This window comes from Sphingobium sp. AS12, assembly GCF_019097845.1.
GTDB lineage: Bacteria > Pseudomonadota > Alphaproteobacteria > Sphingomonadales > Sphingomonadaceae > Sphingobium.
On the sequence record NZ_JAHRGM010000067.1, the window covers coordinates 168,894 to 193,126 of the forward strand.

Annotated in this window: 1 protein-coding gene (only partly in view); it reads left to right on the forward strand. The window is 61.4% G+C overall.

Going from position 1 to position 24,233, the window contains the following annotated elements; all coding sequences use genetic code 11:
- A protein-coding gene (locus KRZ98_RS20615) for a putative Ig domain-containing protein (RefSeq protein ID WP_254798738.1) crosses the window boundary here: on the forward strand, positions 1-24,233 show its 5' portion. 12,898 nt of this gene lie beyond the right edge of the window; the window shows 24,233 of its 37,131 coding nt (coding positions 1-24,233); the start codon lies at positions 1-3; the stop codon falls past the right edge of the window.

Genomic DNA, 24,233 nt, shown 5'->3' on the forward strand with positions numbered 1-24,233 from the left:
TTGGATCGGTTGCCAGGGGACTGGCGTCTGCGTCGCCGGGCCGCGCTGCGCAATTCCTCCAGTCTGGCAAACCGGCTCCATTTCGAAGCGGTAGAGCCGCGCCTGCTGCTGGCGGCGGATGTGCCGCCGATCACCGGCACCATCGAAGTGCCGGGTGAAACTGATCGCTTCGCATTCACCCTGACCGAACCCAAAAAGGTGGTGTTCGATTCCCTCACCGCCACCAACAATATGTTCTGGGCGCTGGCCGACCAAAAGGGCAGCATTGTTTCGAACCGCAATCTGGCCCAGTCGGATTCCTACGATTTTTCGGGCGGCAACATCCTGGATCTGCAAGCGGGTGAATATACGCTCAGCATTGATGGCCGGGCCGACGCGACCGGCAATTATGCATTCCGCCTGCTTGATATAGCCAATGCCGATGTCTTTACGCCTGGTGATGTCGTTAACGGTCTGCACAAGGCGAACGAAACCGCGCTCTACAAGTTCGACGCACTGGCCGGGGACAGTTTCTTCTTCGATGCGCATAGCTATCCAGCTGAATCGACAGCCTGGCGGCTGATCGGCCCGGACGGTGAATATGTCACCGGGCCAAACGGGTTCGACGATTCCGGTGCCTATCTGCTAAGCCGCAGCGGTACGTACATGATGGAGATTGAAGGCCGGGTGTATAATTCGGCCACGGCCGACATCAGCTATTCCTTCACGTTCGGCAAGATTACGCAGACCAGCGCTGCCCTGACGATCAACGAGCGGGTGCAAGGTCGCCTCGCGACCGCAGGCAGCAGCACGGTGTTCGATTTCGACCTCGCCAGTGACAGCAAGCTGTTGTTCGACAATCTCATCCGCCGCGACAGCCTCAAATGGTCGCTAAGCGGACCGCGCGGTCAGGTGATCAACAACCGGAATTTCAACAGTTCGGATTCCTTCAACGGCGATCCGCTGCTCAATCTTGTCGCGGGACAATATAAGCTGACGGTGTTCGCCGATGGCGATGCAACGGGCGACTTCGCCTTCCGCCTGCTCGATTTTTCGACGACGGCCACCGCGATCAGCGCAGGGGACAGTTTTGGCGCGACGATCGAGGATGGTGGCGCGCTGGCCAATATTGCGCACCCTGCAGGCGCGCCGCTCGACTATTCCGCGCAGGGCGGGACGATCAACCGCAGTTGGGATGTCGCCACGCTCGGCGAGCTTGAAGTCGCGAACGATGCGGCACTCAATCCGGCTGCGATCACGGTCGAGGCATGGGTCAACGCACGCAGCGGCGGCGGCTTCTATCAGGGCATCGTCAGCAAGATAAACGATACCGGATGGAGCAACGGCTACGGGCTAGTGCGTGTGGGGGGCAATGTCCGCTTCTTCGTCAACAATTGGAGCGATGGCTTTGTCGAGGCACCGCTCGCAACGGATCAATGGAAGCATGTTGCCGGTGCCTATGACGGTACGACCTTGCGGCTTTATGTCGATGGCGCACTGGTTGCTGAAAAGGCCTATGACGCCGCGATCAACCACAGCGGCAATGCGCTCAATATCGGTGCGGCACCGACCGGCAATTATCAATTTGACGGGCAGGTGGACGATGTCCGCCTATGGGGCATGGCGCGCAGCGCGGCCGACATCGCCAGCGGATATCAGCGCCCGCTGACGGGCAGCGAGAGCGGGCTGGCGGGCTATTGGCGCTTTGATGAGGCGACCGGTCAGACCGCCGCTGGTCTCGCGCCGGGCGCGCTGGCCGCCAGCGGCGTTCTGCGGCGCGGGACCGAGACAAAGCTGTTCCGGTTCGACGGGGTGAAGGATGATCATTATTTCTTCAACCTGCTCAGTGCCAGCAACAGCCAGTATATACGGGTCTATCGCCCCGATGGCACGCTGCTGCTCAACGGTTCTGGACTGGGCGATATCGATCTTGGGGAACTGCCCGAAACGGGCGAATATCTGATTGCCATCGAAGGCTATCTCTACAATCAGGGCAGCGCGGCATTTACCGCAGAACTGCTCAAGGTTTCGGACGATGCGGCCATACTGATGCTGAACGCGCTGACCAGCGGGCGGATCGATGCCGGAGAAGCCGATCGCTTCACATTCACGCTGAGCGAAGCGACCAAGCTGGCCTTTGACTCGCTGACGGCAAATTCCGCGCTGAGTTGGTCGCTGACGGGGCCGTTTGGCGCAGAAATCACCAATCGCAATTTTTACTATTCCGATTCAGCCGAGATCGACACCAGTAGCAGTCAATTGCTCAACCTTGCGCAGGGCGAATATACGCTGACGGTCGACGGTGCCGGGGATATTGCTGCCGATTATCAGTTCCGCCTGCTCAGCCTTGCAAGCGCAACTGCGCTGACCCTGGACGCAGAAACCACCGGCAGGCTGGAGCCGGGCAACGAGACTGATATGTTCGCGTTCACGGGGCAAGAAGGCGATGCGATCTCGGTCGAGCGGATTTCGAGTACGAATGTCAATGCGTTCTGGCGGCTCTATGATCCGCTGGGCCGTCTCGTCACATCCGCGCGCCAGTTCAATGACTCGGTGCCGCTTACGCTCGACTATGACGGAACCTATGTTCTGCTGCTCGAAGGGCGGGTCTGGGAAGGAGAACCGGTCGACTATGCGCTCAAGGTCAGCCGCACCGGCAACACGGCGCCGCCTGACAGGGGCACAGGCACCGCGTTCACCCTGGGCGCTGCGGTTAGCGAAACGCTGAGCGCCGCAGACGAAATCGATCTCCACAGCTTTACGATAACGGCACCCACCAGGGTCTATTTCGACAGTCTGATGCCCGACACGGGCAAGACTTGGGCGCTGTTCGGCCCATCCGGGCGTATCACGCCGGATCGCGCCTTCTATTACACTGACAGTTTCGAGAATTACGCAAATACGTTTATCGACCTGACCCAGCCGGGCGACTATCAGATCCGCGTACAGGGCAGCACTGGCGCCTACAGCTTCCGCCTGCTTGATTTCGAAAGTGCGACGCCCGTCGCGGCGGATGGCAGCGTCACGTCCTCCACACTCACGCCCGTGCGCGAGTCTGACATTTTCAGTTTTACCGCGAGCGCTGGCGAGAAGATCGTCCTCGACGTGCGCGATTATCCCAATAGCGCGAGCTGGCGCATCTTTTCGAGTAACGGGCGTCAATTGTTCGGTCCCGCCGGGTTTGATTTTCACGAACTCACCATGCCCGCTTCGGACACTTATTATTTTGTCGTGGAGGGGCGTGTCTGGGATAGCGGCGCGTCCGATAATTACGCCTTCATCCTCAATCGCCCGGCCGATCCCGCGCCGATCGATCTGACGCTCAATGACATCGTTGAAGGCACCATCGCCAAGACCGGCGATGTCCAGCGCTATCGCTTCACGGTCGATACGCAGAAGCTCGTGATTTTCGACAATTACAGCGCAGAGGTCTATCTTGAATGGGCGTTGACCGGCTCGCAGACCTCGGTTGGCAACCGCTTCTATTATTCGGACAGCTACGAACAGCAGAACCGCACCCCGATGCTGCTGGAGGCGGGCGATTATGAATTGGTGGTCCGGGGATCACAGCAGGTGGAAACCGGCGGGCGTACGCTGGGCGACTATAAATTCCGCCTGCTCGATGCCGCCGCCGGGACATTGCTCGCGGTCGATGGTTCCAGCACGTCCGGCACGCTCGATCCGGGTCGGGAGACCGATGTCTATCGCTTCACGGCGACCGCTGGCGAGAAGATATTTTTCGACGGTATTCAGGGGGCTGGCAATGGATCGGTCAAAATCCTCGATGCCTTCGGTCAGGTCGTTTACGGCCCTACCGACTTCCGCGATTCCGCCATCACCATGCCGCGCGCCGGCACCTATACGCTGCTGGTAGAAGGGCGTCCCTGGGACAATACAGCCACAATAAATTATCAGTTCGCGCTGTCGCGGATCGAGGCGGACCCGGCCCCCATTGCGCTCAATTTTGGTGAGCGGACCACGGCGACGATTGCCAAACCGACCCAGAAGCAGCGTTATACGTTCACGCTCACCGCGCCAAAATCCTTCTATTTCGACAGTTTTACGCCAGACACAGAGATGTTCTGGACCATCTCAAGCGCCGGGCTGAACCTTGTCAGCAGCAATTTCTACAGCACCGACTCCTATGAAAACAGTGCTGACCGTATCTTCACGCTTCCCGCTGGCGAGTATAGCCTCGACATCTCCGGCAACGCCGGGAAGACAGGCAGTGCCGAGTTTCTCCTGATCGACACGGCATCCGCGACCGCGCTTAGCTTTGGTCAGCCGGTTCGCTCCGACCTTACGCCGTTGCGCGAAACCGATGTTTACAGTTTCGAGGGGACGGCGGGCGAGACGATATTCTACCAGAATCTGCAAAGCCAGCCGAACGCCTCGTTGCGGATTATCGATCCCGATGGCCTTCAGTTCGTCGGCCCGACGAACATGGACAATCGCGAGATCGTTCTGCCCAAGACAGGGCGCTATCTCATCCTTCTGGAAGGACGGGTGTGGGATGCCAGCGCTAGTCAGAGCTATGGCTTTACCCTGCAAAAGCCGACCAATCCCACCCAGACCATCGTCATCGACGGCACGACCAATGCGGCGCTGACGCGACCGGGCAAGATCGGCAACGCCCTTTCATTTTCCGCCCACGAGCAGATCCAGATCGTCGATTCCGCGCTCGACCTGCGGCAGGATGTGACAGTCGAATTCTGGATCAATCCCGATCGGCAGGCCGACACATGGTCGCCGATCGTTTACAAGGCCGATGATGCGGGGCAGCGCGGCTATTCCGTGTGGTTCAACGCCAATGGCCTGATCCATTTTTCGAGTATGCGCGGTACGTCGAACGACACGCTGGAGACAGCGAGCGGCGCGGTTCCCTATGGCGAGTGGAGTCATGTCGCCGCGGTGCTGGAGCGCAGCTCCGGCACGATGAAAATCTACATCAACGGTGTGCTGGCAGCCTCCCGATCGGTCAGCACGGCGCCGTCAAACGGTTCGCCTACCACGCCTTTGATGATCAGCGGCACCAGCGAATATAATGAGGCCTATCGCAAGTTCGAGGGCGGGCTGGACGAGGTGCGCGTCTGGAGCAGCGGTCGCACGGAGGCCCAGATCGCCGCGAACATGAATGCGGGCGCGCCGACCGACACCACTGGCCTGGCGTTGCGACTGGGTCTGGACGCGGTGACATCGGGTGCCGTGACAAGCAGCGTCACCGGCGCAACCATCCCGGTTTTGCGCGACCTTGAAAACGTCAAGGGCGTGGTCGAAGGACGCCTCAACACGCCGGGCGACAAGCGGACCTATACCTTCACCGTCGCGGAACGCACGATGATGGTGTTCGACAGTCTGCATGACAATGATCAGATGGTCGTTTCCGTCACCGGGCCGGGCGGTTTTTCGATATCGAACAATCTGCGCAATGGTGACAGTTACGAACTGGGCGGGAGCAACCCGGTTTTCACGGTCGAGCCGGGCACCTACACAATATTGGTCGATGGCACGGGTGCTGCCACCGGAGCCTTCGCCTTCCGCCTGCTCAACTTGTCGGCCGCGCCGCTGGTGCCGTTCGATACCGCGATTTCGCAGACGGCAAGCGGTTCCTCGGAAAGCTACGCCTATCGGCTGAACGTCGATCCGGGCGACAATCTGCTGTTCGACGTTCAGCAGGTGACCAATTCGAGCAACAGGGTATCGTACCGGCTTATCGATCCTTATGGCCGCCAGATTTTCGGTCCGGGCGACTTTGCGTCACGGGAAAGTGGGGCACTGGCGATCGGCGGAATTTACACGCTGATCGTCGAACCGCGCGTCTGGCGTGAATGGCCGGTAGATTTCCGCTTCGCTGCCTACAAGGTTGCGTCCACCCCGCCGGTGGCGATCACGCTCGATGGCCCCAATCCCCAGGCACCTCAGATTCAGCCCGGCAAGAGCGGCAATGCGCTCACCCTGCGCGGGGTCGATTATGTCGAAGTGCCAAGCAGTGCGGAGGTATCGCCAAGCCGCAATCTGACGGTCGAAGGATGGTTCAAGCTCGATCGGTTCACCAACAGCTGGACGTCGCTGGTCGCCAAATCGACCCATAGCACATCGCCCTACCGGATTGCGGTGAACGCCAACGGGTCCGTCTGGGCGGCGGTGCGCGATGCGTCCGGGGTACAGTCGATCCAGACCGGCGGCGGACTGATCGCCGCGGGTGAATGGGCGCATATCGCGCTGGTGGCCGACCGTGACGGCGGGGCGATGAAAATCCTCGTGAACGGGGTGGAGCAGGCATCGGGAACGATCAGGATCGGCAATAATGCCGATGCGGGCGAGCCGTTGCTGATCGGCCAGTATGAGGAGGTCGAGACCAGTTACGGCCAGTGGGAAGGCGCAGTCGACAGCTTCCGCATCTGGGACATTGCGCGCAGCGAGGCTGATGTTGCTGCCGGGATGGCCAGTCCGCCGACGACGGGGACCAGCGGTCTCCTCTATGCGCTCGATTTTGAGAGTACAGCATTGAGCGGTGGCGCCCTGCTGCGCACTACCAACCCAAATGGTGTTTCGGGTCGCATCGCGCAGCCGGGCGAAAGCGATATCTACAGTTTCAGCCTGACGGCCGAAACGCTGGTCATGCTCGACAGCCTGACAAATTCGGGCGACATCAACTGGACGCTGACCGGCCCGCAAGGGGAGGTTGTGAGTGCCCGGCGCTTTAGCGACACGGATTCCGCCGATTTCACGGCGTCGCCGGTCCTGCGACTGGGTGCGGGGGATTATGAGCTGAAGATCGACGCGGTCGGCAGCGTGACTGGCAATTATAACTTCCGCCTGCGTGACCTGTCCCTCGGCACGCCACTGACGCTGGGTTCGCCGGTTTCGGGAACGCTGACACCCACGAGCGAGACGGACATTTATCGCTTCGCTGCCAATGCGGGGGAGACGTTCTTCTTCGACGGCGGCACCGTTCATAACGACATGCGGTGGCGGCTGATCGATCCGTTCGGCAATGAAGTATTCGGCCCCAATACGGTCGGCAACATTGACGGGCTGGAACTTCCCATAAGCGGCGTCTATTCGCTGCTGATCGAGGGACGGGCCTATACCGCGACCGTCGCCGACTATCAGTTTGGCGTCTATCCCATCACTACGCAGGATGCGGCGCTGACCATCGGGTCGCGTGTGGACGGGTCGATCGGCGCGGTGGGAGAAAGCGACGCCTACAGGTTCACGCTCGGTGCGGCCAGCAAGCTGGTGTTCGATGCGCTGACGACAGCGACCATATTCAACTGGACGTTGCGTGGTCCCGATGGTGTCGAGGTCGCCAGCCGAAATGTGCATGATTCCGACGGCTATGATTTTGGCGGCAATCCAGTCCTGAGCCTCGGCGCGGGCAGCTATACGCTGACGATCGACGCGACAGCGGAAAATACCGGCGATTATAGTTTCCGCCTGCTGGACATCGCTTCTGCTGAGGAATTGGTGCCGGATGGCACATTCAATCGCACAATCGCTCAAAATGGTCAGGAAACGGACATGTTCCGTTTCACCGCGACGACCGGTATGCGCTTTGGCTTCGATGTGGTCAGCAATTCGTCCAGCAACAATAGCTGGCGTCTGATCGACCCGCTGGGGCAGGTGATTTTCGGCCCTGTTGGCCTTGGCGATACCGATCTGATGACAGCGGCGATGGCCGGCACCTACACCTTGCTGGTGGAAGGGCGGCGGTCCGCGACCACGGATGGCAGCTACAGCTTCATCTATAACGAGCCGACCATCCTGCCTGCCGGTGGCCAGACCAGTCAGAATTTCGACGTAGCGGGCCTGCCCTATATATTGGGCAATCATCGCGGGACCGCCGCACAAATACTGTCCGATGGCGGGGATAACGTCATCAGGCTGACCGATTCCCTGCAAGTGAATAGCCAGAATTCGATAGCCTTCTCCGCCACTGGCAGCGGGCGGCAGGATGTCGTCGATCTCGGTTTCGATTTCCGCCTTACCCGCCGCGCTGGTCAGACGGAAGACGCAGACGGCTTTGGCCTGCTCTATCTGCCGGTCAGCCAATATGGTAATGGCGGGCCGGGAATGCTGGTGACGCCGGAGGCCAATCTAGCCGGTGCGCTGGGCATCGGTTTCGACACGCTGAGCAATGGCGAAGTCAACGCCAATCATATTTCCATCCATTATAATGGCGTCAAGCTGACCGATATCGCCAATCCCGGCCTGACGCTGGCGAGCGGCAACTGGGCGCGTGCGCGGGTAATTGTGGAGCGGACCGATGGCGGATCGCTGGTCACGATCGAACTCACGCCGGAGGGTGGCGCGACCATCGCTGCCGTCACCGACTTCTTCGTGGCGGGCATGGAATTGGAGGCTGGGCGTCTGGTGCTGGGCGCCAGTCAGGGCGGCGCGACAGCCGATCAGGATTTCGACAATTTCGCCATTGCTATGACCGCCGCGGCGCAGCCGATGACGGCACTGACGCTCAACGATGCAGTCAGTGGTTCGATTGCTGCGGCTGGCGCGGTGCAGCGCTACGAATTTACCCTGACGGAAGAAACGGCAGTCGTTTTCGATGCGCTGACCAATAATAGCGTGCTGCGCTGGGAGATTAGCGGCCCGACCCAGACGCCCGCCCCGCGCAGTTTCAACAGCACAGATTCTGCGGAATTTTCCGGCAATCCGGTCATGACGCTCGCGCCCGGCACGTATCGCGTCGCCATTTCCGCCACCGGGGCGAATACCGGCAGCTTTTCATTCCGCCTGGCTTCGCTGGCGGACGGGACAGCCATCAACCTGAACGAAACGCAGGACCTCACCCTCACGCCCGGCAATCTGACGGAAATATACCGGTTCGATGCTACCGCCGGACAGGCGCTGTTTTTCGACCTGCTGAGCGGATCGAACGATCCCTTCTGGCGGCTGATCGACCCGGCTGGCAATCTGGTTTTCAACACGACGCGGGTCGGCGATGTCGAGGCGCCTCTGTTGCCGCTCGATGGCACCTATACGCTGCTGATCGAAGGGCGTGTCGGCACGTCCGCGCCGCAGACTCTCAGCTTCCGTGTGGTCGACATGGTCGAGAGCATCACGCCGCTGACCATCGGCGAAACCATCAGCGGTACGATCGCCGCGCCAGGCACTAAGGTGCGTTACACGTTCAGCGTCAGCGACCCGCAATATCTGATATTCGACAGCCTGATCAACACGACCCAATTCGCATGGACCCTGACCGGACCTTCCGGGACCATCCTTTCGCGTCATTTCCAGAATGCCGATGCCCATTCCGGCGCATCGCCTGGCGCGATATTTTTCGAGCCGGGTGATTACGCCATCACCGTCGACGCCAATGATGATCTGACCGGCGATTTTGCCTTCCGCCTGCTTGATACGGCGCTGGCGAGTGATCTTGTGCTCAACGCACCGACCACCGGGCGACTGGAGCCTGGCAACAGCACCAATCTTTACAAATTCACCGGCGCTGTCGGTGACAATATCTATTTCGATTTCATCTCCAGCCCCGGATCGGGGCAGTGGCGGCTGTTCGATCCCGATGGCCGGTTGGCGATGAGTGCCAATTACCGCTCGGATACCGGCTTCATCACGCTCGAAAAGGCTGGCGTGTACACGCTGGCCTATGAAGGCCAGATTGGCGAGGGCGGCCCGGTCGATTACCAGTTTCAGGTCGACAAGGTGGTCCACAAGAGCCGCACGATCGATCTGGGCGAGACGATCAGTTCCGCGCTCGATCAACCCGGCCAGAGGGAAGATCTGCTTTTCACGCTGACCGAGGAAACCCTGGTCTATGTCGATGCGCTGTCGCCATTCGGCGATGTCAGCTGGCGGCTGACCGGTCCCGCCGGGGACTTTGCCGCTCTGCCCTTCACCCAGACCGACAGTTATGACCGGTCCAATGCCCAGGTGGTCTATCGTCTGCCCGCTGGCGATCATGTGCTGCGGATCGAAAGCGGCACGACTGCGGACCGGGATTATTCCATCCGCCTGCAAAATCTCGCCGATGCGCTGCCGATCACGCCGGGCGTTCCGGTCAATGGGACGCTTAGCCCTGGTTCCGAAACCGATATGTACCGGTTTGACGGTGAAGCAGGCGACCGCTTCTTCTTCGACAGGCTCAGCTATGCGGGCGTGTCCACCCACTGGCGGCTGATCGCGCCTAATGGCCGGCAGCTCTTCGCCGGTGACATGAACGATGTCGATACGCTGGTCCTTCCCGATAGCGGTGCCTACACGCTGCTGATCGAAGGCTATGTGCAGCAGCCCGCATCGGTCGGGACCTATAGTTTCAACGTCATCGAAAACACGTTGATCGCGCCTATCCGCATCTCCTCGCTCGAGGTGCGTCCATCGCCCGATCTCATCCCGATCGAGCTTGCGGTCAGCAGCAGCGGCACGATCAGTTCCGGCAGCGAGATTACCATCAGCTGGAAAACCCGCAATCAGGGGACGCGACCGACCGATGGCGCGTGGCAGGACCGGGTGTTGCTGCGCAATCTGGATACAAACGAGATTATCGGCAACATCCTGCTGGATGACAGCGGCACGGTGATCTCAGCGGAAGGTGAGCGGCAGCGGCAAACCACGCTGACGCTGCCCACGGGCAATCGCGGCGTCGGACGGATCGGGGTGACGGTGACGAACGACGTCGCCAACACGATCAGCGAAGAAAATATCCTGGGCACCGCCGAAACGAACAATGCCGCGACGTTGGAGTTCACGTCCCAACTGGCGCCGTTCCGCGATCTCGTCGTTTCCGCCGTTGCGGCGGACCCGGCTGGCGGCTGGAACCCCGGCGATACCGTCACGGTCAACTGGACCACCACCAACGCGGGCAACAGCGCGACGGCGGCGGACTTTAGCGAACGGGTTTTCGTGCGCAATGTCATGACCGGCCAGCAGGTTCAGGTCGCCACAGTGGGCTTCACAGGCGCACTGGGTGCAGAGGAGGCGGCGCAACGGTCCGCGCAGATCATCTGGCCTGCCGGGATTTTGGGGCAGGGCATTTTCGAATTTTCGGTGGTCACCGATATTTTCGATCAGGTCGCCGAGGCGAATATAACCGCCACTGGCGAGACCAACAACAGCACTGCGGAAACCATCACGTCCGCGCCCGATCTCCAGATACGCAATCTGGCCATCAGCAACAGCGCGCCGGCTTCGGGCGACGTCATCACGCTGACATGGGACGAGAGCAATCTGGGCAATGTCGGCACCCTGGCAGGGTTCGACAACCGCCTGCTGGTGCAGAATTTGACCACTGGCGAGACGCTGCTCAACAGCACGATCATCACGACCAGCGCTTTGGCAGCAGGGGAAAGCCGCGCCCGCACCACCAGCTTCACCCTGCCAGACGGGCAACGCGCGGTTGGCGACATCCGGGTCACCATAATCGCCGACAGCAATGCAAACGGGCAGACGAGCGTGCGCGAGGCGGCAGCGGGCGTTGCCGCCGAAGGGAATAATAACGCGCAAGCGGCAGTCGCCGTTACCGCCCGCCAATATGCAGATTTGCGCGTCAGCAATGTCAGCGCGCCCGCCAATGGCCTGGGCGGCGGTAATATTACGGTCAGCTGGACCGTCACGAACGCCGGTGTGGCGACGGCTGACGGTGTTACATGGTCGGACCGGGTGATATTGAGCAGCGACGCCGTTATCGGCAACGCAGACGATGTCATACTCGGCAATGTCACCCGAACAGGCGGACTGGCGGAAGGTGGCAGCTATAATGGTTCGGGCACGCTGGCGCTGCCGAACGTCACGTCAGGCAATTATCGCATCTATGTCGTGGCCGATGCGGCGCAGGACATTGTCGAACCGGATACGCGGGCAGACAATGTCGGTGGCCCCGCGAACCTTGCCATTACCAGCCGCGCGCCCAATCTGGTGACCGAGGCCATATCCGGCCCGACTGCCACCGTGCTGGGCGGCGATCCCTTCACGGTGTCGTGGCGGGTGCGCAACACCGGTGACGCCGCCGCTGCGGGCGGTCATGTCGACCGGCTCGTTCTGTCGGCCGATGGCGTCGCGGATGCGGATGACCTGGTGTTGGCCGAAGTGTCGCGCGATGCCGGGCTGGCAATCGGCGACAGCTATACCGTATCGGTTCAGGCCCGCGTGCAGGACGGACGCAGCGGCGATTACCGCCTGATATTGGTGACGGACGCCGGAAGCACGGTATTCGAAAATGGCCTTGAAGGCGACAATGCCGGGGTATCGATCCCTGTCCGCTTCGCTGTCGCGCCTTCCGGCAATCTGGTCGTCGAAAGCGTCACAGCGCCTGCGGGTGCGCGACCGGGCGAAACGGTAGAGGTCAGCTATATCATCCGTAACAGCGGCACGGTGACCGCGAGTGCGCCCTGGGCCGACCGCATCTATGTGGATGACGATACGACGGTTTCGGGCGCGACGACGCTGGCCAGCATCGTCCGCACATTCGATCTTGCGCCCGGTGAGACCTATGAGATGCGTCAGTCGGTCACGTTGCCGGTAAGCCTGGCGGATGGCACATATAACATCCTTGTCCGCGCCGATGTGGGCCAGCAAGTGTTTGAAGGCGGCATAGAGGCGGACAATGACGGCGCGTCGGGCGCGCTTGTTCTGACCCATCCCGATCTGGTGCCGATCAACGTCGCGCTGCCGGGCGGCGTCAATCCGCAATCCAACAGCGACATTGCCGTGACTTGGCAGGTCCGCAACGATGGCAGCGGCGCCAGCATCGGCGGCTGGACCGACAGCCTTTGGCTTTCCCGCGATGGCATAGTGGGTGCCGGGGACATCAAACTGGGCGAAGTCGTGCGCGGGTCGAGCCTGGGCGTGGGGGATGTGTACGACGGCGCGCTCACGGTCCGTCTGCCCATCGATGCTTCGGGTGAATATCGCATCATCGTGCAGAGCGACAGCACCGCCGCTGTGCCTGAAACCAACGTGGGTGAAACCAACAATAGCGCCTCTGTCGCGCTGACTGTGGGCCTTGCGCCTTATGCCGACCTGGACGTCAGCAATGTTACCGCGCCAGCCCGCACGATCAACGATCCCGCGCGCGTCACTGTCGGCTGGACGGTCACCAATATCGGCACCGGGCTGGGGACCACCGATAGCTGGACGGATCGCGTCTATGTGTCGCGTGATGATATATTCGGCGATGGCGATGACATATTGCTGGGCGAGCTGGTCCATTCGGGCGGGCTGGCACTGGGCGACAGCTATGACGCCAATCTTGATCTGATCCTGCCTGCCGGATTCTACGGTCGTTACACGCTGTTTGTCCGTTCCGACGCGACAGAGGCCGTGTTCGAAAACGGCGCGGATGCGAACCGGACCGCATTGGCGGGCTTCTTTGACGTGTCGCCCATTGCCTGGGCCGATTTGCAGATCGAAAGCGTGGTCGCGCCCACATTGGCGCAATCGGGCACGTCCATCGATGTCACATGGCGGGAAAGCAATCAGGGCATCGGCCTGACCAACACCGGCGAATGGTTCGACAGCGTCTATCTGGAAAAGACCGACGGCAGTGGCCGGATCCTGCTTGGCTCGGTCAATCATCTCGGTTTCCTTGGGGTGGGGGACAGTTATGACCGCACCGCCAACTTCACTTTGCCTGATGGGATAGCGGGCGATTACCGTATCGTCGTGATCGCACCGGGCGGTGAAAATCCAGCCAACCAGCCCTATGAATTTGCCTTTACCGGCAACAATAGCGGCACATCGGCCCCGATCAGCATCTCGCTTGCGCCGCCACCCGATCTGCGCGTCACGGCCATCTCCGCGCCGACCAATGGGGTCGAGGGCGGCGTGGTCGACATTAGCTGGACAGTGAAGAATGAAGGGCTGAGCGAAGCCGAAGGCAGCTGGGTGGACCGGGTCTATCTGCGCAAGGCAGGCGATAGCGGCGCGGGCACGCTAATCGGCACTTATAGCTATACCGGCCCGCTGGCGGCGGGGACCAGCTATACAAGGCGCGAGGAAATGCGCCTGCCGGCCAAAACCAGCGATCGGTTCGAGGTGATTGTCGTCACTGATGCAGCCGACGCTGTTTATGAGCATACGGCCGAGGCGAACAATCGTTCGGTCGATGATGATTCCATCCTCGTGTCGGTATTGCCCCGCCCCGATTTGCAGATCAGCGAAATCATCGCGCCTGACAGAGTGACCGCGGGTGCCACCGCCTCGGTCGATTTCACCGTGATCAATCAGGGGCTGATCGAAGCCAATGGCAACTGGACCGATCAGGTCTGGCTGTCGCTGGATGACAAGATCAGCGGCGATGACATTCTTGTGTCGCAACTGGCGAATCCGATCGCGCTCGATTCGCTGGAAAGCTATGAGTCCAGCTCTGCGACCTTCACCGTGCCATTGCGGTTCCGCGGCAATGTGTTCGTGCTGGTGGCCACGGATACCGGCAACGCCATCGACGAATGGCCGAACGACACGACCGCCAGCAACGTGCGCGCGCAGCAAATTTATGTCGAACCGGTGCCGTTCGCCGATCTGGTCGTCGACAATGTCGTCACCAATGCCCAGGCGTTCGAGGGCAACAGCGTGCCGGTGCGCTATACCGTGACCAATCGTGGCGCGGGCACCAGCAATCTTGGCCAATGGACCGAGCAGATCTGGCTGACTAGGGACAAGAACCGGCCGCACCCCGGCCTTGGCGACATATTGCTCACCAGCGTCGCCTACACTGGCGGCCCGCTGGTGGAAGGGCAGGGCTATGATCGCGAACTGACCGTGACCCTGCCTGCCAGCGTGGTATCCGGCACATATTATATCATGCCCTGGGTCGATCCCTATGCGACGCTGCTGGAGGATTCGCTGGCGATCAACGTCAATCCCGACGATCCGGCCGAAATCCAGAGCAGCAATTATCGCGCCCGCGCGATCCAGATCGTCGGCACCCCGCCTGTTTCCAGCACGCGCGCCATTGCGGTGACGGATGTAACCGCCCCGGTTTCGGCCAAGGGCGGTGATGATTTCACCGTCAGCTGGACGGTGCGGTCGACCGGCGATGCACAGGCCAATGGCTGGACGGACCAGGTCTATTTGTCCGATGCGCCATTGTTGGAAAATGCGCGCAACATATTCAATCTTGGCAGTTTCCAGAATCTCTCGCCGCTCGATCCGGGGGCGAGCTATACCAATAGCGCCACGTTCAAGCTCAATCCTGCCGCTGCTGGCCTTTACGTCATCGTCAAATCGACGTTGGGCGGTGATCCCAACACGCTCGACAACGCAAAGTTCGTCGCCACCAGCGTGACGAACGCGCCTGCCGACTTGCAGGTGGTCAGCGTGGTGCCTGCCGCGCCGGGCGTCGTCGCCTATTCCGGCGAACGGACAAGCGTTACCTATACGGTCGAGAATAAGGGCGCGCCGGTCTGGTCGGGCACGCAATATTGGACCGATCAGATTTGGGTGTCGAAGGACCCGACATTCATTGAAAACCGCGCGACCTATGTCGGATCGGTCACACAGGCCAATGAAGGGCTGGGCACGGGGCAGAGCTATACCAACACGCTGGAATTCGACATGCCGCCGGGGGTGGATGGCGAATATTATGTCTATGTGTTCAACAACACGCCAAGGCGGCCCGTGGTGCCCAGCGACATCGTCCGGTCGGGCGATAATGATGCGCTAAGGGACCAGGCTTTCCGGAATTTCGTATTCGAGCTGCCCGCCGGGACGGTCGAACAGGCGCAGTTCCCGGTCGTCTATCGCGAGGCGGACCTGAAGGTTACCGAACTGACCTTGCCCGACACGCTGCCTGCGGGCGGTACGGTCGAAATCAGCTTCCGCGTCGAAAATGTCGGCACGCGGGCGACGCGCGAGAATTCCTGGGTCGACCGGGTCTATCTGTCGCTCGACGCCTCGCTCGATGAGGGCGACTGGCTGATGTCGCGGGAAGCGTCGCCCGGCGTGATCGTCCGCGCGGAAAATGCGCATGTCGGCATACTCAATCCCGGCGAATCCTATATTGCCAAGGTCACCGTCAGCCTGCCGTTCGAGCTGGAGGGTGGTTTCAACGTCATCGCGGCGGCGGATTCGGGCCTTGAACAATCGGGCTATGCCAACAGCACGCTGTCTCCGCGCCTTGCCGGTGTGCGCGGTGCGGTCAACGGCAAGGTCCGGGAGTATGCAGGGGAGGGCAACAACCTGACCGTGCAACCGGTCACGCTGACGCCCTATACCCCGCCAGACCTTCAGGTCGCGACGCTCAGCGCGCCGTTGCGCGCCACCCGTGGCCAGCCCTTCCGCGTGGAATATAGCGTCACCAATGTGGGCGGCGCTACCCCGACCCTGCAACCGCAATGGGATGACCTTGTCTATCTCTCCCGCGATCCGTTTCTTGACCTGACATCGGATCGTTTCCTGGGTTCGATCCGCCATACGGGCGGTCTGGACGCGGGCGGCACCTATTCCGTGGTCAAGGATTTCGTCGTTCCAGGAGACCTGGGCACCGAAGCCTATTATGTTTTCGTGGTTACCGATCCGGCGCGCTATGATGCCACCGGCAGTCTCTTTGAAGCGGACGAGCGCAACAATGTGCGTGGCAGCGATGTGCCGATGGTCATCGAACTGCCCCCGCCAACCGACATTCAGGTCACGGATATCGTGGCGCCGGACAACAAGCAGGCGGGTGATCCCGTCACCATAAGCTGGACGGTGACGAACAAAAGCACGGTCACCGCTTCGGGCAGCTGGAGCGACGCGGTCTATCTGTCGCGCGATGCGACCTGGGATGTTGGCGACAAGCTGCTGGGGCGGGCCAATTTCGCCGGATCGCTGCTGGCGGACCAGAGCTATACGCTCAACCTGGATACCACGCTGCCCGGCGCGGCGGCGGGCGATTATCGCATTATCGTTCGCGCCGATGCGCGCAATCAATTGTTCGAGGATGTGGGCGAGGCGAACAACATCACCGCCGCCGCCAATGCCACCAGCATCTCGATCGAGACGCTGACGCTCGGAATCCCGCTATCGGCCAATCTCAAGCCGGGGCAGGAGCGGCTTTATCGCATCGTCGTGCCGGCAGAACAGACGCTGCGGCTGCGCGTGGCGTCCGACGATGAGCGTGCAATCAACGAGGTGTTCCTGCGGCATGATGATGTGCCGACCTCCGCACTGTTCGACGCGACCTATACCGGGCCTCTGGCGCAGGAACTCACCGCGATCGTGCCGGATACGGAACCGGGCGTCTATTATGTGATGGTGCGCGGCTATAGCGGCCCGGACGAAGGCAGTACGGTACGGCTGATCGCCGATCTGATGCCGATGGTGATCACCAGCATAGACACCGATACCGGTGGCGACAGCCGCTATGTCACCACGACGATCAAGGGCGCGCGCTTCCACGAGAATGCGATCCTGAAGCTGTCCCGACCGGGCATTGCCGAGTTTGAGCCGGTCGCTTGGGAAGTGGTCGACAGCAGCACGATCATCGCGACGTTCGATTTTACCGACGCGCCGCATGGCCTATACGATCTGAAGGTTACCAATCCTGATGGTGCCGAAACGGTCGAACCCTATCGTTTCCTGATCGAGCGTGGGATCGAACCTGAAGTCACGATTGGCGTGGGTGGGCCGCGTGTCATACTGGCGGGCGATCAGGCGACCTATTCGATCGCGCTCCAGAATATTTCCAACCTCGATGCGCCCTACACCTTTTTCCAGGTCGGCGTGCCGGAACTCAATTACAACCAATATGTCTATGGCCTCAAATTCCTGGAATTCTTCACCAATGTGCGTGGTATTCCAGAGGGCACAGAGGGTAGCGACAATGCCAATGTCCCCTTCATCAACCTGGAATCGATCACCAATACCAACGGGCAATTGCTGACATCGGGCTTCCTGTTCGACCAGCCGGCTGACGGCTTTGGCGGCTTCACCGTCAACATCCGCACCTATCCCGGCCTTAAGGAAATGGCGGATCGTGCCTTCAGCGCATTTCAGGACAGGATGAACAGCCTGTTCCCCGATCTCGCGCCGATCCTGGACGGTGGCGAGGGTGGCCTTGGCGACTGGTGGGAAGCGGTCAAGGACAAGGTGAGCGAGATCATGCCTGCCGCGCGCAGCACGCTCGATCAGCTCGATTTCGTCGGCCTTTATCAGCAGAATAGCGCCGTTCCGAGCAAGGATGAAATCCCGTTCATCCCGTTCCGCTTCCATATTGTCGCGGCGGCCACGACGATGACGCGGGCCGAATTTGTCGACTTCCAGTCGAAGGAGGCGCGCGATCTGCGCACCGCGATCCTTGAGGCGAATGATGCGCCCGCACCCTTGCTGGCGCTGGCCGCCGATGAAGGGCAGTGGACCGACCTCTATCTCGCCGCGCTGGAGCAGGCCGGTCTGCTGCGCGACGAGCAGGACGTTCCGCCCATTCGGACGAAACAGCATATTGTCAGCCTGATGACGACGCTGGCATCGGGCATATTGTTCGGCCCCGGCGGCTCTGCGGTCCGCTCCACGGGCGATCTGCTCGCCTTCTTCGATCAGGTCCGCGCCTATTACGGGCATCAGGACGGGCTGATGGCGGCCATCGAATATATGGACCCGCGCCATAGCGACAAATATGATGGCGAGATACCGGTTCCGGCGCTCCCGGTGCGGGCGGACTATGATCTGGGCCTGTCCACGCCCACCCATTTCGAAGCGTTCCGTATTTTCGTGCCATGGGTGCCGTTCGACCAGCGCGGTGCAGGGTTGCCCGCTGATTTCCAGATCAACGGGCCGGAGCCGGTGGATGGGCAGGAATTTGCCCAGCTGGATTTCTCGCGCTTCTTCGCCAGCGAGGGTCAGGTCAACCGGCTGGCATCGATCACTGGTCCGCAGACGCTGGATACGCAGGGCTGGCTGCCGGGCGCGGCGGAGCTGCCCTATACGGTCAGCTTCGAAAATGCGGCGGGTTCGGCGCGTTATACGAATGAAATCCAGGTCGTGACCACGCTCGACCCCGATCTCGATCCGCGCAGCTTCCGCCTTGGCGACATCAAGATCGGCGATATCAATATCGACGTGCCGGATGGCCGCACCAGTTTCGACGCCGAGATCGACTTTACCGCTACCCGCGGGTTCATCCTGCGGGTGAGCGCAGTGCTGGACCTGTTCCAGCAACCGGCAAGCGCCAGCTGGCTCATCCAGGCGATCGACCCGCTGACAGGCGAAGTCCTGCAGGACGCGACCCGCGGTCTGCTGGCCCCCAATGATGCCAGCGGCACGGGCGCGGGCTTTGTCAGCTATACCATCGTCCCTGCGGACGATGTGGCGACCGGTGAGCGCATTTCCGCGTCCGCACGGGTGCTGATGGATGGCTTCGCACCCGAAGACACTATTGTCCTGAGCCAAATGATCGACGCCGCCGCGCCGACCAGCACGCTCACCGCCAAAAGAGTGGGCACGACAGCCAATTTCGAGGTCAACTGGCGCGTTCTGGACGATGTCGGGGGTTCCGGCGTCAAGCATGTGACGCTTTATGCCGCTGAAAATGGTGGCGATTTCAAAATCTGGCAGCGGATGTTGCCCGATGTCAGCGGTGCGCTCGTCTTTGAGGGCGAGGCCGGCAAAAGTTATGAATTCCTGGCACTGGCGACCGATATTGCGGGCAATCGCGAAGTGCCAAAGCCCGGCGTCAACGCCATTTCGGACGGGTCCAGCGTCAATCTGGGCGGTGTGCCCACTGTACCCGACACGACGGCACCCAATTTCGGGCAGCCACCCGCACCCACGCCGGAGCCTTCGACCAACGCGCTTTTCACGCAGGCCGAAGCGCTGGTCCCCGCCGCGGCTCCGCTGAGCGCGCCGAGCGAATTTGATTCCGTCCTAAGCCCCTTTGTCGCCCGCGCTTTCGCCACCGGCATCACGCGCAGCACGACCGAAATCGGCCCGATGGCGATTGTCGAGACACCGGAGGGCGACTTCCTGGTTTCCGGCGGCACCAATCGCGGCACGATCTGGAAATTCAGTGGGCAAGGCGGCGCAGCGGCAACACCGTTTGCCGAGCTGGACACGGCCATTTTCAACATGGCCTTCGATGCAGACGGCGGGCTGTGGGCGACCACGGGCGGCGGGCCGCTGCTGAGGCTCGATCCGCAGACCGGGGCGATTCTCGACCGGTTCGGCGATGGCGTCACCATTGCGCTGGCGGTGCATCCGACCAACGGCAATATCTATGTGTCGACGAACAGCGGCATTTCGATCTTCAACCCCGACGATGGCAGCTTCACCCAGTGGAGCAGGGACGAAAATCTGCGCGTCGGCAGTCTGGCTTTCGACAATGATGGTGCATTGTGGGCGGTGACATGGCCGGACCGCAAGCAGGTCGTGCGTTTCACGGATCGCGCGCGCGCGGAAACCATGCTCACCTTCGACGCGCCAGCCGATTCGCTGGCTTTTGGCCAGGCAGGGACGCGGCTCGACGGATTGCTGTTCGTCACGCACACCGCTGGAACTGTCGATGATGCGGGTCTCGCGGAACCCGGCGGCGCACTGACCATGGTGGATAGCGCGACTTTGCGGCGGATCGACGTGGCCAAGGGCGGATCGCGCGGCGATGTCGTCATCACGACCAGCGATGGCCGTGTGCTGGTCAGCCAGAGCAACCAGGTCGACATCATCGCGCCTGCCACTGCGCCCGTCGTCGTCGCTACAAATCCGTCTCCCGGCGCGCAGATCGCACTGCCGCAGGCCTTCCTGTCGGTCACGTTCGATCAGGACATGTTCGCCGGATCGGCCAGTCAGGCCGGATCGGTGACCAATGCCGAATATTACACGCTTAATCACGCCACGCTGGGCGCGCAGCAAATCCGCGCCGTCACCTATGATGCGGCCAGCCGGACCGCTTATCTCAACGTCGGCAATATCCCAGCGGGCGATTACACGCTGACCATCGGCGCACCGCTGACATCGGCGAACGGCCAACGCATGGGCGTCAACTATCAGACCGGATTTGCAGCGTTCGAGGATATCTCGACCCTTGTCGATATATTGTTCGAAGATACCCGGCTGGACCGTGAGACGGGCACCATCTCCTACAAGGTGACGATTACCAACAAGACTGACGGGCCGATCACCCTGCCTGCCTTGCTGACGATCGACCCGCTGGGCGGTTTCCCCGGCGTTCCGCTGGGCGCGACCGGCCAGACTGACGACGGACGCTTCCTGATCGACCTGTCCGGTGCGTTGCCGCCTGATGGGATATTGGAGGCAGGCGAAAGCACGTCCGGCCGCACGGTTTCGATCACGACTTCGGCCAATCGCCGGCTTGATTTCGTGACCGGCATCGTTGCGAATGCCGTCCCCAACACCGCGCCGTCCTTCGTCAGTGTGCCCCCGCAATCGGCGACAGTCGGCACGCCGCTCAGCTATCAAGTTGTAGCGAACGATGCCGAAGGGCAGCCGGTATCCTTCGGATTGCTCACCGCGCCTGCGGGCATGACGATCGACGCGACGACCGGCCTGCTGCAATGGACGCCGCCCGCCGGTACTGCATCAATCACCCCGGTGGTGATAGAGGCGTTCGATGCACGCGGTGCCGTCTCGCTCCAGCGTTTCGTGCTGGCGATCGCCGGGGGCAATCGTGCGCCGGAATTCACATCGTCGCTTTCCGCCGTGTCGAGCGGGGAAGGGCAGTTGTTCGAGTTCGAGCTGGTCGCGGTCGATCCTGAATCGCAGCCGCTGACCTATTGGGCGGACGGGCTGCCTGCCGGGGCGACATTCGATCCTGCGACGCGGGCCTTCTCCTGGTTGCCGGGCTATGAATCGGCGGGAACCTATGATGTCCGCTTCTTCGTCACCGATGGCCTGTCCCGTGACGAGGTGGTTGTCACCCTGTTCGTTGCCGAACGGAACGAGCCGCCACAGGTGGTGCCTGTTGCCGACAGGATTGCGCGCGAAGGCGATCTCGTCAATTTTCGGATCAATGCCAGCTCGCGCAGCGATCGCGAACTGTCCTATGGCGCGGAAACCCTTCCCTTTGGCGCGACGCTGAACCCGACGACCGGCGAATTTACCTGGACGCCCAACTATATCCAGAACGGTGTCTATGACATCGCCTTCTTCGTCACTGATGGTGAAACGCTGGTGCGGTTCGTCACAAAGATCACCGTCGGCAATGCCAATGCCGCCCCGGTGTTCGACCAGCTTGAGGGGTGGCAGATACTCGAAGGCCAGCAGCTTGCCTTCAACGTATTCGCCTTCGATCCCGACAACCCATATTATACGCCCGCTCTGCGCAACGGCGAAAATGGGGAGGCGGTTGAAACCAGCGAGACGTCGCGGACCGTAACCGTCGAGTTGATCGGCGACATCCCGCCCGGCGCCACATTTGATCCCGACACCTATGATTTCACCTGGACGCCGACCAATGCGCAGGCTGGCGACCATGTCGTGCATTTCCGTGCGACCGATAATGGCGACGGGACGGGCGTTCCGCTAACGACGGACATCATCGTTCCGATCAGCGTGTTCAACCAGAACCGCCGTCCGGTGGTCAGTCCCATTGAGAATGTGACGGTTGCCAAGGATGCGGTCCTGGAAATTCCCGTCAGCGCGAGCGACGCGGATGGCAATCCGCTGGTGTTGGCTCTGCGCAACGAAAGCCCGTTCCGTCCGCTGCCCAATTTCATCACCTTCGTCGATAATGGCGACGGGACCGGCAAGATCCGCGTCGCGCCCGGCGCCAATGCGCGCGGGGACCATGTCGTCATCGTCACCGCGACCGACGACGGGGACGGATCGGGCGAGCCGCTCGGCGGCGGCTATGCCTTCACTATCAAGGTGACCAGCCCGAACGAGGCGCCGGAAATCGGCTATGTCGGCGATGTCGTGGCGGTGATCGGCGAGACCATGAAGGTGGTCGTCAATGTCACCGACATGGATCAGGACGCACTGACCTATGCGGTTGCCGGGCTGCCCGGAGCCACGATCACGCCCACCAGCATTTACGGCAAGGCGCTGATCGAATGGACGCCAACAGTGGCGCAAGCCGGCAGCCATGATGCTCTGGTGACGGTGACGGATTCGGGCAGCGGCGTCGTCACGCCCGTGAGCGACACCGCATCGTTCAAGGTGGTCGTGCGCGCCACAAATGCCGCGCCGCAACTGGCCCCGGTGGGCAATCATAGTATTACGGAAGGCGAAGCCCTTGCGTTCACCCTGGCAGGGGCTGACGCGGACAATGACCGGTTGACCTTCACGATGAGCGGCGCGCCGGAGACGGCTTCGCTCGATCCTGTAACCGGCGCATTTGTCTGGACCCCGCCGCTCAATTCCAGCGGCGAATATAGCGTCACCTTCTCCGTCAGCGACGGCCATTCCAGCAGCAGCGAAACGATCATATTGACCGTCGCCAATGCCAATCAGGCACCGGTGTTCGTGCCGATGGGCCTGCAACTGGCGCGGGAGGGCGCGCCGATGGTGTTCCGCATCATCGCGGGCGATCCCGATGCCGACCCCGTCATCTATCAGGCCCCCAACGGCTTGCCCGAAGGGATGTTGTTCATCCCTGCGCGCGGCGAGATCCAGTGGACGCCGGGCTATGCGCAGGCCGGGGATCATATCCTGCGCTTTACCGCAACCGACCCGCTGGGCGCGGTGGATAGCATCGACGTCATGGTCCGGGTGGCCAACGTCAATCGTCTGCCGGTGCTGGACGAGGGGTATCACGCCTTCCTGATTGGCGAGGAAAAGCGTTTCACCGTCCGGGCAAGCGACCCCGACAGCGAGGATGTCCTGACATTTTCCGCCGAGGATTTGCCGGAAGGTGCGAGCTTCGATGCTGTTACCGGCGAATTTGTCTGGACCCCTGGTCCCGGTCAGGCGGGCGATTATGCCGTCACCCTGATTGCCGATGACGGACGGGCAAAGGTGCGCCAGACGATATTGCTGCGCGCGACGATCGATCCTGTGCCGCCAGTCGTCCGCCTGGAGCTGACGCCCAGCTTCCCGGCTGCGCCGGGCCAAAATGTGCTGATCCACGCCGTGGCCGACAGCCTGGCGGACATCACATCCCTGCGCGTTCTGCTCGACGGCCAGGAGGTGCTGCTTGATGCGAACGGGCGGGCAACGGTGGTGGCCGGTTCGCCAGGCAAATATAGCTTCACCGTCACTGCGGGGGATGCCGACGGTGGCGAAAAGACGATTACGCAAATCCTTAAAGTGCGCGACCCGCTGGACAAGAATGCGCCGAGCGCGCTGTTCGACGGGGCCATTGACGACGCTATCGTCACTTCGACCCTGGCGATCACCGGGACCATCGA